A 17,262-nucleotide genomic window follows, 5' to 3' on the forward strand; every position below is an offset into this window, starting at 1 on the left:
TATATTATTACATACTTATGGTATGTTTTAAGGGTTTTATCATGAAAATAAAATCACGGCAACAAGAGAATTCAGAGCAAACGCGCTCTGCGTTACGTGAAGCTGCACAAGAACTATTTATAAATCAAAACTATTGTGATGTTTCTGTTGATGAAATATCACGTCACGCAAGAGTAACGAAAGGGGCGTTTTATCACCACTTTAGTAATAAGAAAGCCTTATTAAAAGAGTGCTATCTTTTTCAGGTTGATAAGGTTGTTGAAAAACTGGTTCAAATTCCTACCTATGATGATCAATGGCAAGAGTTAGAGGCTATTTTTAGTTTCTGTGTTGATCATATTTATCAACATAAAGATAAGCTTATTCCCCTACAAGAAATAATTTCCGTTTTAGGTTGGAAGGAATGGGATGAAATTGATTCACAAATTCTTATTCCTCGAATAAAAAAATGTGTAGATACGCTTTATGATAAACAAGAAATTTGTACCTATTCTCCTGATATTGTCGTTAATTTAATTTATGGATTTGTTACGCATATTGCGATTAATTTAAAAAATGAAACTACATTACCTGAAAATGCTTGTAAGGATTTTAAAACGATATTTTCTGATTTTTTAATGGGAATGAAACAATCTTCAATAAATGTGAAAGACCATAAATAGCACAAAAATAATGATAGGTGTGATGTACATTGGGTAAAAATAAATAGAGTAAAGGATCAGAATATTATGACAATAGAAGTGCCTAAGAGTCATTTCACCGCAACGGGCATTGTATTCAATGAACAGGGCAAATTCCTTCTCCATTTACACTCTAAAATAGGTTGTTGGTTACCACCTGGTGGTCATATAGAAGAAAATGAAGAGCCACAAGATGCAGTATTAAGAGAAATAGAAGAAGAAACAGGCTTACTGTGTGAGTGTCTTTGCTATCAACCTGAATTTAGCCTTAACCTCAATAACAATGATGTTATTGAGCTTGTAAAACCTCTCGCCATTTTAAAAGAACCCATCCACGATAAAAAACAAGGATTTCATTATCACATTGATATGATTTACCTTTGCAAGCCGCTAAAAAATAGCCGATTAACAAATAATTCTTTCCAATGGCTTTCTTTGGAAGAAGTTAGAAAAATAGAAACCCCATTAAATGTGATAAGACTTATTGAACTAACTGAAAAACTATTAATAGAAAAAATTATTTAAATTTCTTAATAAAGCTAAATTACTCATAATAAATAAACAATAAAAGCGGTTTTTAGAAACTGCTTTATTTTTATTGGAAATAAAACACTTTTAAAACTCACTGTAAATTAATCTCAGAATTAAATTAATTAATGTTAATAGGTAAATATACCTATTAAAACTTAATATGAAAATATATAAATAAAATCAAAAAAACTAAAATATAATTAATAAATTATCTTTTTCTGAGTAAAATCACCTTCATTGCGGGATATTATATAGTTAATTTGTATCTTGGTGGCTAAAACAATCGTTTATTTCATAAATGAAAAATGATTTTCACTATACTCTAAAGTTTTCTCTCATTATTACCGACATTATAAACAAAGGTAGATCCTACGTGCCTTTATATTCTAATGAATAAATCTTAGCCTTATTTTATTGACACTAGGGAATATGCTCTTTATCAGAGAAAGAGTGCATTCTGATATCTTACAAATGTACAGATAACAAACTCTGTATATTTTGATGGAATATGACCATGTTTAAAAATATCAGTATAGAAAAGACCGTTAAGGTCATGCTGGCCATTTTGTTTGCGTTGATTATGAGCATTATTTATTTTAGTTATGATGCTTCCACTCGCTCCTACAATAATTTCGTTTCATCAAATAGCCTCAGTCAGCAAATGTTACTTATGGGCAAAGCGCGATATCAAATGGCGGTGATCAGGGCAAATATTAATGGGTTAGATGGACAATTACGCGTTAATGAAAAACCCTCAGCAAAATACTTTCACCAAACTGCGGAATATATTGAAATAACGCGTGAAGAGATCCATCGTTGGTCAGATACGGAAAAACTTACCCAAGAAGGGCGAGAATTAGCCGATGATATGATAAAGCGTTTTGATGAACTGCTGGATATCTTCACTGGCGCACTAGATAAACTGCGTAAAGGTGAGCTAACAACACACTCTGCCAGTGTTAAAATGGATGAGCTAAATGATATTACTATGCAATATTATGCTGTTGCTAATGGCATTGAGAATAGCTATATCGATATTGCAAAAACATCCCAAGAACGCTTGATGTTGGTGTCGATTTCTATTGGCACTGTCGTTATTCTCTTATTTATCTTTATATTACGTTGGTTCTCTCATACGTTTATTGGCAATATTAAAATCTTAATCAACATATTTAGTAAGATGAGCCAAGGCGATTTAAGTATGCGTGTAGAGAATCATGGTACTAATGAATTTGGTCAGTTATTCAATGAAATGAATAAGATGAAAAATTCATTAAGCCATATGATCGCATCTGTCAAAAATGCAGTGAATACCATCAGTGTAAGTGCAAGTGAAATTGCGACAGGAAATACTGATTTATCTTCCCGTACTGAGGAGCAGGCTAGTGCATTACAAGAAACTGTTGCGAGCATGGAGCAAATTAAAACAACAGTTGAGAAAAATGCGGATAACTCGCGTGAAGCTAGCAAATTAGCACTAACAGCAACGGCATCTGCTCAAAATGGCGAAAATGTGATGGATAGCGTGGTAGAGACCATGTCTTCAATCTCTGAAAGTGCGAAAAAAATTGCAGATATCAATGACATTATTAACAGCATAGCCAATCAAACGAATATTTTGTCACTGAATGCGGCAGTTGAAGCAGCAAGAGCAGGTGAGCAAGGTAGAGGATTTACCGTTGTTGCGTCTGAAGTGCGCAGTTTAGCTAGCCGCAGTGCCGAAGCTGCAAAAGAGATCAATGAGTTGATTACGCACTCTGTTAATAAAGTGCATGTTGGTTCGCAACAGGTTGCTCAAGCTGGACGTTCAATGTCAGAGATCGTTACAACCATTAATCAGGTAAATGACTTTATGCAACAGATTGCCCTTGCTTCTAATGAACAAAGCATGGGTATTAACCAAATCGCGTTGGCCGTCAGTGAAATGGATACCGTTACTCAGCAAAATGCAGCATTGGTTGAAGAATCAGCAGCTATCACAGCAAATATGGATGATGAAGCTCATCAATTAGCTAAATTGGTTTCACAATTTACAGTAGATGAAGAGAACGAAATTCTTTCACGTTTTGATTCAACACAATCAACAGAAGTTATCGACACTCAAGGAAAATAAGTGTCGTATCGATGATAAATAAAATAAGCCCCCTTGGCTAATCTATGGCGAAGGGGGCTTTTTATTACATTTATTCTTAATGCCTAGAATTAAGCTTTGATCTGATTAACGCACTCATTACCTGAAGCAATTTCTTTAATATTGTGCAGAGTTGTTTCACTAATACTGATTAAGGCTTCTTCTGTTAAAAATGCTTGATGCCCAGTAAATAACACGTTATGGCAAGAAGAAAGACGACGGAAAATATCATCCTGAATAACGTCATTTGATTTATCTTCAAAGAAAAGATCGCGTTCATTTTCATAAACGTCCATTCCCAGTGCACCAATTTTACCTTGTTTCAATGCATTAATCGCAGCCGCAGAGTCAATCAATGCACCGCGACTGGTGTTAATAATCATCACACCATCTTTCATCTGTGAAAAAGCAGTTTCATTCAATAGATGATGATTATCTGCGGTTAATGGGCAATGTAATGAAATTACATGGGAGTTTGCGTAAATCGTCGCCAAATCAACATATTCGGCACCTAAATCAAGTACAGCTTGGTTTGGGTAAGGATCATAGGCAAGTAACTTCATGCCAAAACCCTTTAATATGCGTAATGTTGCTAATCCTATTTTACCTGTACCAATAATACCGGCAGTACGATTATGCATATTAAAGCCAGTTAAGCCTTCTAATGAGAAGTTAGCATCACGAGTACGTTGATAAGCTCTGTGTATACGACGATTAAGTGACAGCATCATACCAACAGCATGTTCTGCAATAGCCTCTGGTGAGTAAGCAGGAACACGAACAACAGTAATGCCTAATTCAGCGGCGGCTTCTAAGTCAACATTATTAAAGCCCGCACAACGTAATGCGAGAATACGTATATTAAGGCTAGCAAGTTCTTGTAAAACCGCACGATTTGCATCGTCATTGACGAAAATACAGACAGCATCAGCGCCAACGGCATTTTTTGCAGTTTGTTCTGTTAAATTAAAATCGAAATATTCAATATCATAATGATATCCATTATGTTGATTGACCCATTCCATGTGCTTACGATCATAATGTTTAGTACTATAGGAAACGATTTTCATCCAGTCTTCTCTACTCTCGATTAAATTTTTATTCAGAGGCTGGAAAAACAAGAATTATCCAGCCCCAATATGAAAGAAATTAATACTATCATTATAAACAATTTAGCGAGGTAAGTGGATGATTCAGGTTTGTTTAAAAGGAATATAATGTGTTGTTAAGAAAAACAATCAAATGGACAGGGACGATACTACTAGGCGCCGGCCTAATAGGCACTGCTTTATGGGTGTCTATTCCTCGTTGGTTACCTGTTGTTGCTCATTATTACTTACCTGAAGGTGTAACTCTTTCTTTATCACAGCCCAAATTACAGCGTATGGGTGTTTCAATTGAAAACGTCGTATTAAAGACAGAGAGCTGCACTTTAGCTAATCTTGATAACTTTGTTTTCTCTTATCAAAAAGAACAGATTGATAAACTGCAATTTAATAGCCAGCAACTTGCCATTGATGAACAATGTTTTTCAATGATGCCTGTAAGTAAGCAAGAAGAAACTGCAACCGTTCCTCTTGAGATAAATTCACTACTGACTTCAATACCTCATTTATTTGTCAACATCGAAAATGTACTCTTAAAAGAAAATGCGCGTTATCAAGGTTCTTTGCAATTAAGAACACAAAATAATGGAAGATTAATGACTTACCAAGGAGAAAATGTACAACTTGGTATTTTTATTAGAGATAACCAATGGCTTGATATTAAACGGTTCAAAGTGAATTTGCCTGATAACAATAACATTGAACTTGCTGCTGAAATAGCGCTTCCTCTTGATGTTGCTTCATTACCAGAAAAAGGAACCATTGATGCGACACTATTGACGTCTCACTACGCTCACCCATTGGTTATTATTCTTGAATGGGTAGGAAAATCTGGCGCGATTTCGCTTGCTGAACAAGGTGGTGGCCATGCATTGGCTTTATTACCTTGGAAAGTGACACCCGAAAATATAGTGATTGAACAAGGTCGTTGGGAATGGTTTGGATTGGATCAACCTTTGCGAGGCGGTGTAAATATTAATATCGCTCAATGGCAAAAAGGATTGGCGGATTTAAGACTAACTGCACGATTAAACGTGATGACAGAAGGCAAAGCGGGAAAAGGGAATTTAGTAATATCGATCCCTGAAACCGCAGTAAATTGGTTAGATGCACAAATCCCTATTCAAATCACTGGTATTGTTAATAAAGAATTAATGCAAGCCAGTGCGCAATTACCTGTTAAAGTCACTGGCATGTTGACCGATCCTACTGTTGAATTTCAATCTGGCTCTTTGTTTCGTTTTAAAGGACCACTCACTGAAACGCTTACCATCACAGATGCTCGTTTACCTTTAGCTGGAACCACACTTTCATCAAATGGTTTTAATGGTCGTTTAAATGCGATAGTCGTTGCCCAAGATAGCATTTGGGGGGATTACCGTATTCATTTTCAAGGTAAGGCGATTGATTTTTTACCTGACAATGGGACTTGGCAATGGCGCTATTGGGGAGAAGGGGATTTATTACCTTTAAAAGCACGTTGGGATATCGCAGGAACAGGGTACTGGGCTGATAAAGTGGTTAGTTTTGAGAAACTCAATACAGGTTTTGATGTTTTAAAATATCAAAATACTACGATGACTGCTCCTCGATTATCTTTAGAAAGTCCGTTTCGTTGGGTAAGAGATGATAAAAAGCCTGTATTTAATGGAAAACTAAAATTAGCGAGTCAACGTATTGATTTTCCTGCTGGTGGTTTTTTAGATAAGGCCGATTTTATTGCCACAGTTAATGGTGATTCCCCTTTTAATTTTAATGTAAAAGGCGAATTAAGTGCTAAACCCAATATAGGACCTATTGCAATAAATACGCGTTGGGATGGCGCAAGATTAAGAGGTCAAATGCGTTGGCCTTCACAACCTATTAATGTTTTTCAATCGCTCTTGCCTGAAGATTTAGGGATCACTCTTGATAAAGGTGAACTCTACACACAAGCAGATTTTTCTATTGCACCAGAACAAGGATTAATAGCAGGAGGGCATCTTGTTGTTAAACAAGGTGGAATGTGGCTTAAAGATGGTGTTTTAGAAGGTTTAGATTTTATTTTGCCTTGGCGTTTAAATGGCGACGAATGGCAATTAGGTGTTAAACAGCCTGTCCAGTTACGGATAAAGCGTGTTAATAATCTTTTTGACATGACGGATATTACGGCTGATCTTCAAGGTTTTTACCCTGCAACAGAAAATAAACCGTTAGTTCTATCTAATGTGAATGTTGCTATGCTTGATGGAACCATTTCATTGGCAAAACTCACAATTCCACAACATGATGCAGCGATTATTTCTCTTGATAACATTCAATTAAGTCATCTTTTTACTTTGTTAAAAGTGACGCAGTTTGCGGCATCAGGTAAAGTTAGTGGTGAATTTCCGTTTTTTATTAATAATAACCAATGGATTATTAAAGATGGTTGGCTGGCTAATTCATCTTATTTAACGTTAAGACTTGATAAGGATTTTGTGGATTCTATTGATGAAAATAATATGTCTGCGGGCGTTGCTATGGCATGGTTACGCTATTTAGAGATCAGCCGTTCTTGGACTCGCGTTAATTTAAGTAATTTGGGTGAGTTGGTATTAGAAGCAGAAATCAATGGAACGAATCCTCTAGAAGATAAACGTCGACAAGTTAATTTAAATTATCGACATGAAGAAAATGTCTTCCAATTATGGCGAAGTTTACGATTTGGTTCACAATTGGAAGAGTGGTTAGAAAAGAGCTTATCAGATTTAGGGAGTGAGTCAGAGTGAAACCATTATTCTTAAGAAAACTATTCTTACTAACAGCTTTGATGATGGGAATATCAGCATTAACAGGATGTATTCGGTTAGAAGTCGCCACACCGGATAAGCCCATTAACATTAATATGAATGTAAAAATTGAACATGAAATTAATGTAAAAATAGACCGACAAGTTGAAGATCTCTTAAAAAATAACAGCGCCATTTTTTAAAGGATAAATGATGAATTATAAAAAATATTTCTTAAGTTTTGCGCTAATGATAGCTTTAGGCAGTGCAAATGCCATAGCATTAACGCTTGATGAAGCAAGATCACAAGGATTAGTAGGGGAAACCTTTAGTGGTTATATTGAGCTTGTGCAAACTAATAACAAGCAGGCTCAACAACTTGCTGATGAAATAAATCAAGCAAGAAAAGCAAAATATGCTGAAATTGCTAAAACTAACCAAGTAACACCTGATTCTGTTGCTCGACTAGCAGGTGAAAAATTAGTCGCAAGAGCTAATGAAGGTGAATTTGTAAAGGGGATTAATGGAAAATGGGTAAAGAAGTAGCTAAATCTTAAATACAGACTTAACCTCATTTTATTTTTAAAGCACGATATATTATAATTTCTATCGTGCTTTTTTGTAGCTAATTTTTATGACTAATTAATCATTACCACTAAAATTAACAATATCGTCATTGATCATGACAATGAAATTAATGTTTGAGCGTATATAACCGGATGCAGGAGGCATATTATCTTTTTTAACATAGTTAACTAAAAAATAAAATTCAGCTTCTCCATCAGTCAGTTCTTCAGTAAATTCGCTCTTTTTATTAAGATTGATGGGTCTTTCTTCCTCATTGTACAATAATTGAAAAGCAATATTATTACTTGCATCGGGAGCACTAATCATATTTTTCAAGTAACCTGTTGTATTATCAATACTCGTATTTTCAATTTTTAAGCGAATATTCCCATTACTCTTAGAACAATCTTTTATATTAATAAGAATAATGTGAGGATCAATATTCGCTAATTCTCCTTTCTCATATGAAGAAAAGTCATTTCTGTTAATAGAAAATCTATCACTTGTATTTTCATAAATATGATCTATATCACAGCTTAGAGGAATATCGTGATCACCACGTCTTGGTATTGATGAAAATGAAAATGATGAATAGAGTAAAATTATAATTAAATAGAAGAAATATTTTTTATTTTTCATATTTAGTACTTTTTTTTTTGAATTAAAGACAATTAACTTCTTTTTTTATCAGGTTTTTTTTCTTTTCATCGGAACTCAAATTATAATTAAATTGACACTGTTTATCTTCTCCCCATTTTACTTTTATTAATCCATGATCAGGAATACCAGAAAGAAAAATAACATTATTTTCTGTCACCAATCCTTGGGAAATAATGTTATCCTCTTTATCTAGTACGGTAACTGTTGAAGCAAAAGGAAGTGGGGTTATTGATTTGAAAATAATACGATAACCTGTTTTCATTGGAAAAGTAATTTTAGATATTGCACCTAATGTAGGAATAATACTCTTGCTGTAATATTCGGTTTCAACGGATTGGGGGAGTGTAGTCGCATTTAGTTTGATTTTATTTATTCGATAAGGCGTGATGTTATTTAAAATTAGGTTACCAAAGATATCTGTTTCTAAATTAGATGAAAATGATGTTTTAATACCAGTAATACCCTGTGTACTCACTAATGCAAAGGTTTTTCCTAAACGGGGTGTCAGAGTAATACCTTCGGAATGAAGTACTAATGCACCATTAATTGAAAAATTAAGATTGTAATTATTCTCTGATTTATTTCCAGAGAAACTATAAGATTGATAATTATTTTGATAGCGTGTATTAGCAGAAAATTGATTATATTTTCTTTTAGGATGATGTGTATGTTGATAGTTTATTGAATATCCTAAATTATTATTAAGCAATGCTCCTCCTAGATTTGTACTATTTGTATAACGTTTATTATTGACTTGATAGCTTGTTTGATTGTTCATCCAATGATGATGTTCAATATTACCTATAGGAATATGAAAATTAAATGAAAAATAATGATCCGAAAAATATTTCTCTGTTTTGAAATCATACTTTAAATGATAATTTACCCTATTAAATGAGGATGAAAAGGATGCTCCAATTTCAAATTCTTTCGATGAATCATGGTATGTTTTACCGTGGTAATGCAAAGAGAAGTAGCCTAACTCATTAATATTTTGAGATAAAGATAGTGAATGGTTTTTTTTAATGTTGTTTTTTGATAATGAATTACCTAAATAATGATAGAAAGACATTCCCGAAGTAAAGTGAGTTTGTGTCATGGGAATACTTTTCTGATAACGAAATTGATATTTAATTTTATTATTGTTATTTTTTTCATAACTTATATTTGTCGCTAAACCACCTAAAATACCTAAATCTAGAGATAGTCCAGATAAATAGGTTTGTCTTTTATTATGTTTTTTTATTGCACTGTAAGAAGTGATTTTTTGGCTTAGACCATATGAAAATTCGCCTAAAAGAAAAAGAGATTTTTTGTTATTTGGATGATCAGATAATGTGCCTGAGATGATATTATATTGATAACTTCCTTTATTTAATTGATTCGGTAATGATGCAAAATAGTGTGTCGAAATTTTTACTCTTCCATCTGCTTCTTTGATCTCCAAAGTGAGTTTTTCACTTCCTATTGAAGGTAATGAATTTAAAAGAAAGGGGCCAGGAGGAACCGTTGTTTCATAGATGATCTTATCACCCTGCTTTATGATAATTTGAGCTTGTGTATCAGCAATACCTTCAATAATCGGGCTATTAGCATAAAGACTTTTGTTCGAAATTAAATTATTGGATATTAATTGAAAGCCAATAATTTTATCATTTGATAATATTCGTGTCGTAGGTGAAAATTTACCTCCATAAAAAAGAGAAGAAAAAGAATTAATTTGTCGATAGGTGTAAATTGATGAAAGCTTAGATTGATAACGATCTTTATTCCAATTAAATCCACTTTGACTACGTACACGCCAAGCTCCCATGTTAATACCTGAGTGTAAATTAAGTTTTTGCTCAGTCGATTTTTTTTGGTGATATTTAATCCAATAGGAATATTGAGTGAATAATGCGGTAATTCCGTCATCCCAATCTTGTTCATTGATGACATAGTCTGTTTTTTTTATTAATGCTTTTTGCGGAATGATTAAATTTAATTTTTGATTGGAAAATTGGTATTTAAAATCTATCGAATAATTGCTTAAAGGAGTTATTTCCTGATTTTCTTTTGTTATTTTATAAAAATAAGTATCAATACCAAGAGAAGTTAAATCATTGATAGAAAGACAAGGAGTTAACTTGTTATCTACATTTTTAAAATAAAGGAGCTTTGCCATTTTCTTTCTATTATTAATATGAATAATCGAATGATAAAACCCTTCAGGTTTTTTATCTTCAAGAAGTAGTTTAATCGTTTCATCATTAATATTAGAAAATGAATTAGAATAAAGAGAGAGGAAATTATTCTGAGCGATAGCATCTTTGGTGCAAATAATTATAAAAATAAAGAAAGTGAACTCCATTTTTTTATATTTAATCTTCATTTATTATGGCCTTATCTGTTGCATTTATTTCCACGCCATATTGATTAATTGTTTTCCATTTAATTAATCCATCTTCTTTAATTATATTTTTTGTATTGTATTTTTTTAATGGAGGTATGGTTTTGCTTTTATTCATCAGTAGTACACCATTGTAACTAACATTAAGCAAAGTAATAAAGTAGGGTGTGGGATTGTTTATAATAAATTCATTATTTTTATTTTTTAAAAACTCAATTCTTTTATAAGCATCTTTTGCACCTTTTTCTATTGATATTGGTCTATATATTAAATTATAGACAGAATTCATTGATATATGTAATAAATTTCTATTTTCATCTGAATTAGATAGCAATGGTATTCTCTTAATGTTTATTTTATATAGTGTTTCTTGATCCTTTTTTTCTATCTCATCTGTTTTAAAAATTTTTAAAGAATAGTTTTCATTTTTTTCTATTTTAAAAAGTGGGGGGGTGATAATAAAAGGTAATTCAGTATCATTATTTTCATCATAATGCGAAATCCAGCTTTGTATAAAATAATCATTAGTTGTGTTATTTTTTATTTCAATAATCTCCTGACCCTTGCTTTCAATGAAAATAAATTTATCCTTATTTATTTCTATTGATGCGTAACCATAAGTAGGGATGATTATAAATAGAGATAGTGTGGTGGTTATTATTTTTTTAATCATTTTCTATTGTTATATAGTAATATTATATTATTATTTATAAATAAGGAATGTTAAAACAAAGCTGGATAACCAGCTTTGTTTACTTTTTGAATTTTAATTTAGGTCTTCAATATCAGAATAAATAACATCAAAACTTAAGCTAGCCGTTACTTGGCCAGGTGTTGCGCTTGCATTGTCTGGTTTTTTATAATTGGCTAGAAATTCATAACTTGCCGTATTATCATCACCATCAATATTTACTTTAAATGCTGGATTTTCTGCTATTGATAAGTCTATTTCATTTCCATCTGCATTTAAAATAGCAACAGATACATTACTACCATCTTTTGCTGTATTTTTTAATATACTTTCTCCATTATTTTTAACTCTTAATTTTATATTCTGAAGGCCATCAGAACAATTTGTAAAATTAATGTTAATTGGTAGTGCGTCCACGTTTGCCAAATGGGTATCTGCAAAATTATTTGCTTGAACGTCATGTAATTTAATTGGTGCTATATTTTGTAACTCACAGCGAAGATTTGGTGTTACTAAGCCACTAATTTCAACTGAACCTATACCATTTTCTACATATTCAACTGCATTTGATTGGGTCGATAAAAAACTTGTAGATAAAATGAGCATTGAGAGTAAATTCTTTTTCATTTAAAATTCCATTTATTGAATTAATAAAATTATTTAATAATCTTCTTATCTCTAGAAGCAAAAAAATATTATTAATTTATCTTTTTAAAATCAAATTTAATTCAATCCTATATATCTATTTTTAGCGTGAATAATAGAATAAATTCTTTTTTTAAAACTAATTCTTAAATTATATTTTTAATAAATCAGGTTATTTCGGAATTATCTTCTTTTAAGGTTTTTTAGTTATAACTCAATAAGGTCTTTTTTATAAAAAATTAAGTGATATTGATATATCTTTAATATTTAGATATAAAAAAAGCACCTAGTTAGGTGCTTTTATAAAAAGATAAAATTAATTATTTTGCGGTGATATTTTTTGTACTAATTACAGTATCAATTTCTTTTTGTGCTTGCAGATGAGATTGCTGTGCATATTCTTCACCAAATGCAGTACCCTCAGCCATAATAAATTGTACGTCATTGATACCGATAAAAGCTAAAAACTGTGTAAGGAATGGAACAATCAAATCAGAAGGCTTATCTTTATGAACACCACCACGACTGGTTAATACAACAGCTTGTTTGTTTTCGAGTAAACCAACAGCACCCGCTTCTGTATAAGTAAATGTTTCGCCTGCGCGAGCAATAAAATCGATATAATGTTTTAATTGCGCTGAAATTGAGAAGTTATACATTGGTGCAGCAATCACAATCATATCGTGTGCTTTTAATTCATTAATCAGTTCATCTGATAAAGCTCTAGCTGATTTTTGCTCATCAGAGAGTATGGAAACATCTTTGCCAAAGGCAAATAAGGTGGCTTGATCTAGAGCTGGTATAGGATCTTTAGCGAGATCACGTACAGTAATCAGGTCGTCTTTATGGTTTTTTTGCCAATTTTCAATTAAGTAATCGGTCATTTTATTACTGTGTGAATAGCTATCTAAAATGCTGGATTTCAGTACAAGGATCTTTTTCATTATTTTCTCGTGGTCTATAAAATGTTCTATTTATTTAAATTTATTGGTTAATAGTAGTTTACCCAATCTTTAAAATATCACATCACAATCCTTTGAATATGCTATTCAAAATTATTGATTATATGAAATCATATACTAAGAAATTTAATCAAGCCTTTATGTGCAAATAGCCTGTTGTGATATTATGAACTCAATAGTTTTGATTAGAATAACCTCAAAAAGGATAATAAAAGGTGACATTATCATCTGCCACGCTCTATCAAGAAATAGAGCAATTATCGTTGCGGGAGCAGCAGCGATTAAGAAAACGTCTACGTGGCGTCGCTAAAATTAATAATGAAGAGTCTAAACAAGCGGTATTAAGTGCAATTAAAGAAGATATTAATACGGCACAACAGATGATAATTCGCCGTCGTGCTAATTGTCCTGAAATTACTTACCCAGAAAACCTGCCTGTTAGTCAAAAGAAAGATGCTATTTATAATGCAATAAAAGATAACCAAGTCGTTATTATTGCAGGGGAAACTGGCTCTGGTAAAACAACACAGATCCCTAAAATTTGTCTTGAATTAGGACGAGGGATCAAGGGGTTTATTGGACATACTCAGCCTCGTCGTTTAGCTGCACGTTCAGTAGCTGAACGTATCGCTCATGAATTAAAAAGTACGTTAGGCGGATCTGTAGGTTATAAGGTTCGCTTTAGTGATCATGTTGGCGATAATACCCTCGTTAAGCTAATGACAGATGGTATTTTATTGGCGGAATTACAGCAAGATAAGCTGTTACTACAATATGACACTATCATTATTGATGAAGCCCATGAACGTAGTTTAAATATCGACTTTATTCTTGGCTATTTAAAGCAGTTATTACCTAAGCGCCCTGATTTAAAAATCATTATTACTTCTGCAACCATCGATCCTGAACGTTTTTCCAAGCATTTCAATCAAGCACCGATTATTGAAGTATCTGGTCGAACTTATCCTGTTGAAGTGAGATATCGTCCTATTGGTGGTGACGAACTTGACAGTGATAAGGATATGACCGATGGCATTGTTGATGCTATTGATGAATTAAGCAGAGAAAGTGCGGGTGATATTCTTATTTTTATGAGCGGTGAGCGAGAAATTCGTGACACTGCTGATGCGCTGAATAAATTACAACTTCGCCATACTGAAGTATTGCCTTTATTTGCCCGTTTATCTAACAGTGAACAAAACCGAATTTTTCATCCTCATAATGGCAGGCGCATTATTTTAGCCACTAACGTTGCCGAAACTTCATTAACTGTGCCAGGTATTAAGTACGTTATTGATACCGGTTTTGCGCGTGTTAGTCGTTATAGTTATCGCACTAAAGTACAACGACTTCCAATAGAGCCTATTTCTCAAGCTTCAGCAAATCAGAGAAAAGGGCGTTGTGGTCGTGTTTCTGATGGTATTTGTATTCGTCTTTATTCAGAAGATGATTTTATTTCTCGTTCTGAATTTACTGATCCAGAAATATTAAGAACTAACCTTGCATCTGTTATTTTGCAAATGACGTCGATAGGATTAGGTGATATTAGTGCTTTCCCATTTGTACAGCCACCTGATAAACGCAATATTCAGGATGGTGTCCGTTTATTAGAAGAACTAGGCGCGTTACAAGACGAAACCGACCACAATGGTGCTTATCGTTTAACCCCAATGGGGAAACAACTTGCACAACTTCCTATTGATCCTCGTTTGGCGAGAATGGTACTTGAAGCACGTAAATATGGTGCAGTAAAAGAGTTGATGGTTATTACATCCGCACTTTCAATTCAAGATCCTCGTGAAAGACCGATGGATAAACAGCAAGCTTCTGATGAAAAACATCGACGCTTCCAAGATAAAGATTCTGATTTTTTGTCTTTTTTAAATATGTGGGATTATTTAAAAACTCAACAAAAAGAGTTGAGCCATTCCCAATTTAGAAAGCTATGTCGCCAAGAATTTTTAAACTTTATGCGTGTTCGAGAATGGCAAGATGTTTATACGCAATTGCGACAAGTTGTTAAAGAATTAGGTTTTCCTGTTAATAGCGAACCCGCTGATTTTAGAAGTATTCACGTTGCTCTACTCAGTGGCTTGTTGTCACATATTGGTCAAAAAGATGCCGATAAACAAGAATTTACAGGTGCGAGAAATGCTCGTTTTTCTATTTATCCTGGCTCTGGTTTATTTAAAAAACCACCAAAATGGACAATGGTGGCAGAGTTAGTCGAGACGTCTCGTTTATGGGGACGAATCGCAGCGCGCGTTGAACCTGAATGGATTGAACCTATCGCCGAACATCTAGTGAAACATCACTATAGCGAACCACATTGGTCAAAAGCGCAAGGCGCTGTAATGGCTAATGAAAAAGTTACGTTATATGGTTTACCTATTGTTGCCTCTCGACCTATTAATTATAGCCAAATTGATCCGTTATTATGTCGTGAGCTATTTATCCGCCATGCGTTAGTAGAAGGTGATTGGCAAACTCGTCATGCATTCTTCCGTGAAAATTTAAAATTACGGACTGAAGTGGAAGAGTTAGAGCATAAATCTCGTCGTCGTGACATTCTTGTCGATGATGAAACAATGTTTACTTTCTACGATCAGCGAATACCACAAGACGTTGTTTCATCACGTCATTTTGATAAATGGTGGAAAGAAGCACAAAAAGCATCACCTGATCTGCTTAACTTTGAAAAAAGTATGCTTATCAAGGATGATGCCAAACGTGTTAGCGCACTAGATTATCCAAATTATTGGCATCAAGATAATTTAAAATTACGCTTAACTTATCAATTTGAACCGGGTACAGCGGCTGATGGTGTCACTGTTCATATTCCATTACCGATTTTAAATCAGGTAAAAGACGAAGGTTTTGATTGGCAAATTCCAGGTATTCGTCATGAATTGATAGTGGCCTTAATTAAGTCATTACCAAAGCCTATCCGTCGTAATTTTGTACCAGCACCTAATTATGCTTCTGCTTTTTTAGAACGTGTTCCTCAAGTTGAAGGCGGCTTACTCGATAAACTCGAAAACGAATTACGCCGAATGACAGGAGTGACCGTTGATAGAGAGAGTTGGCAACTTGATCAAGTTGCTGATCACTTAAAAATGACATTCCGTGTTGTTGGCGATAAAAATAAAACGCTGGCAGAAAGTAAAGATCTCAATAAATTAAAAGAGAACTTAAAGGAAAAAGTGCAAGAAACATTATCAGCAGTAGCTGATGATGGTATCGAACAACAAGATTTACATATTTGGAGTTTTGGTGATTTGCCTCAGCGTTATGAGCAAAAACGGGGTGGCTATTCAGTGAAAGCTTATCCAGCACTCGTTGATGAAAAAAACAGTGTGGGTATTAAGCTTTTTGAAACAGAATCTGAACAGCAAGCTTCAATGTGGGAAGGAGTAAGACGACTATTATTATTAAATATTCCGTCACCGATAAAATACCTACATGAGAAATTACCAAATAAAGCAAAACTTGGTCTTTACTTTAACCCTTATGGCAAAGTGTTAGAGTTGATTGATGATTGTATTGCTTGTGGTGTTGATAAACTAATGGCGTCTTATGGTGGTTTAGTTTGGCAAGAAGGCGAGTATCAAAAACTGCAAGAATATGTCAGAGCTGAACTAAACGATGCTGTAGTCGAAATAGCAAAACAAGTTGAATCTATTTTGACTCAAGTTTTTGCCATCAATAAACGTTTAAAAGGGCGGGTGGATATTAGCGTTGCTTTTGCATTGTCTGATATTAAAGCTCAACTTAGTCAGTTAGTTTTTCCTGGTTTTGTTACCTCTCATGGATGGAAACGTCTTGCGGATATTCCTCGTTATTTGAGTGCAATTGAAAAACGAATGGAAAAACTGGCCATTGATCCTAATCGCGATCGCGCTCAAATGAGCAGAGTTGAAAATGTTATTCAACAGTGGCAACAGTGGTTAGGTAAGCTAACAGAGAAACAAAAGCAGCAAGAGGAAGTGCAAAATATTCGTTGGATGATAGAGGAACTGAGAGTAAGCCTGTTCGCTCAACAGATAGGTACACCGTATCCAATATCAGATAAACGTATATTGCAGGCGATGGAACAAGTTAGTTTTAACTAATTTAATAGTGACATTTTTAAACCCACGGGAACTCATGC

13 protein-coding genes are annotated in these 17,262 nt (G+C 33.7%); 7 read left to right on the forward strand and 6 right to left on the reverse strand.

The features are described from left to right. Nucleotides 1-41: 41 nt before the first annotated feature. From ABN212_RS08465 to ABN212_RS08475, 3 genes are all read left to right on the forward strand, one after another. On the forward strand, nucleotides 42-662 hold the full coding sequence (locus ABN212_RS08465; protein WP_198620005.1) for a TetR family transcriptional regulator: 621 nt from the start codon (nucleotides 42-44) through the stop codon (nucleotides 660-662). A 66-nt stretch (nucleotides 663-728) separates the two neighbouring features. Continuing rightward, nucleotides 729-1,205 carry an NUDIX hydrolase gene (locus ABN212_RS08470; protein WP_198620006.1) on the forward strand — a complete coding sequence of 159 codons (477 nt, stop codon included), beginning with the start codon at nucleotides 729-731 and terminating at the stop codon, nucleotides 1,203-1,205. A gap of 520 nt (nucleotides 1,206-1,725) precedes the next feature. Further along, the gene (locus tag ABN212_RS08475) at nucleotides 1,726-3,324 is read left to right on the forward strand and encodes a methyl-accepting chemotaxis protein (protein WP_349443103.1); all 1,599 of its coding nucleotides are present in this window, start codon (nucleotides 1,726-1,728) and stop codon (nucleotides 3,322-3,324) included. Nucleotides 3,325-3,413: 89 nt separating this feature from the next. Here the strand turns inward: ABN212_RS08475 and ABN212_RS08480 are convergent, their stop codons facing one another. Further along, nucleotides 3,414-4,412, reverse strand: coding sequence for a 2-hydroxyacid dehydrogenase (locus ABN212_RS08480; protein WP_109372260.1), 999 nt, complete (start codon nucleotides 4,410-4,412; stop codon nucleotides 3,414-3,416). 149 nt (nucleotides 4,413-4,561) lie between these two features. On the opposite strand from ABN212_RS08480, the gene ABN212_RS08485 reads away from it, so the two are divergent. From ABN212_RS08485 to ABN212_RS08495, 3 genes are read left to right on the forward strand one after another with little or no spacing between them, the layout of a single operon-like run. Beyond that, nucleotides 4,562-7,198, forward strand: coding sequence for a YdbH family protein (locus tag ABN212_RS08485; protein ID WP_349443104.1), 2,637 nt, complete (start codon nucleotides 4,562-4,564; stop codon nucleotides 7,196-7,198). Continuing rightward, nucleotides 7,195-7,401 (forward strand): YnbE family lipoprotein, encoded by a 207-nt coding sequence (locus ABN212_RS08490; protein ID WP_100159376.1) that lies wholly within the window; start codon nucleotides 7,195-7,197, stop codon nucleotides 7,399-7,401. The genes ABN212_RS08485 and ABN212_RS08490 overlap by 4 nt, the downstream gene beginning before the upstream one ends. Nucleotides 7,402-7,411: 10 nt before the next feature. Further along, nucleotides 7,412-7,744: a YdbL family protein gene (locus ABN212_RS08495; RefSeq protein WP_198620009.1), complete on the forward strand. Its 333-nt coding sequence runs from the start codon at nucleotides 7,412-7,414 to the stop codon at nucleotides 7,742-7,744. A gap of 96 nt (nucleotides 7,745-7,840) precedes the next feature. Here ABN212_RS08495 and ABN212_RS08500 read toward each other — a convergent pair whose 3' ends face one another. The 5 genes from ABN212_RS08500 to ABN212_RS08520 form a co-directional block, all read right to left on the reverse strand. Further along, nucleotides 7,841-8,404: a fimbrial protein gene (locus ABN212_RS08500; RefSeq protein WP_349443105.1), complete on the reverse strand. Its 564-nt coding sequence runs from the start codon at nucleotides 8,402-8,404 to the stop codon at nucleotides 7,841-7,843. A 22-nt stretch (nucleotides 8,405-8,426) separates the two neighbouring features. After that, nucleotides 8,427-10,796: a fimbria/pilus outer membrane usher protein gene (locus ABN212_RS08505; protein ID WP_349443106.1), complete on the reverse strand. Its 2,370-nt coding sequence runs from the start codon at nucleotides 10,794-10,796 to the stop codon at nucleotides 8,427-8,429. Continuing rightward, entirely contained in the window at nucleotides 10,786-11,487 is a 702-nt protein-coding gene (locus ABN212_RS08510; protein WP_198625663.1) for a fimbrial biogenesis chaperone, read from the reverse strand. The genes ABN212_RS08505 and ABN212_RS08510 overlap by 11 nt, the downstream gene beginning before the upstream one ends. A 93-nt stretch (nucleotides 11,488-11,580) precedes the next feature. Further along, nucleotides 11,581-12,132 (reverse strand): fimbrial protein, encoded by a 552-nt coding sequence (locus ABN212_RS08515; protein WP_198625662.1) that lies wholly within the window; start codon nucleotides 12,130-12,132, stop codon nucleotides 11,581-11,583. Nucleotides 12,133-12,470: 338 nt separating this feature from the next. Further along, on the reverse strand, nucleotides 12,471-13,094 hold the full coding sequence (locus ABN212_RS08520) for an FMN-dependent NADH-azoreductase (RefSeq protein ID WP_198620014.1): 624 nt from the start codon (nucleotides 13,092-13,094) through the stop codon (nucleotides 12,471-12,473). Between the two features lie 233 nt (nucleotides 13,095-13,327). Between ABN212_RS08520 and hrpA the strand changes: the two genes are divergently transcribed. Further along, a complete protein-coding gene (hrpA, locus tag ABN212_RS08525) occupies nucleotides 13,328-17,224 on the forward strand; it encodes an ATP-dependent RNA helicase HrpA (RefSeq protein ID WP_349443107.1) in 3,897 nt (1,298 codons plus the stop codon). Nucleotides 17,225-17,262 lie beyond the last annotated feature (38 nt).

This window comes from Proteus genomosp. 6, from assembly GCF_040139785.1.
In the GTDB taxonomy this organism is placed as follows: Bacteria; Pseudomonadota; Gammaproteobacteria; order Enterobacterales; family Enterobacteriaceae; genus Proteus.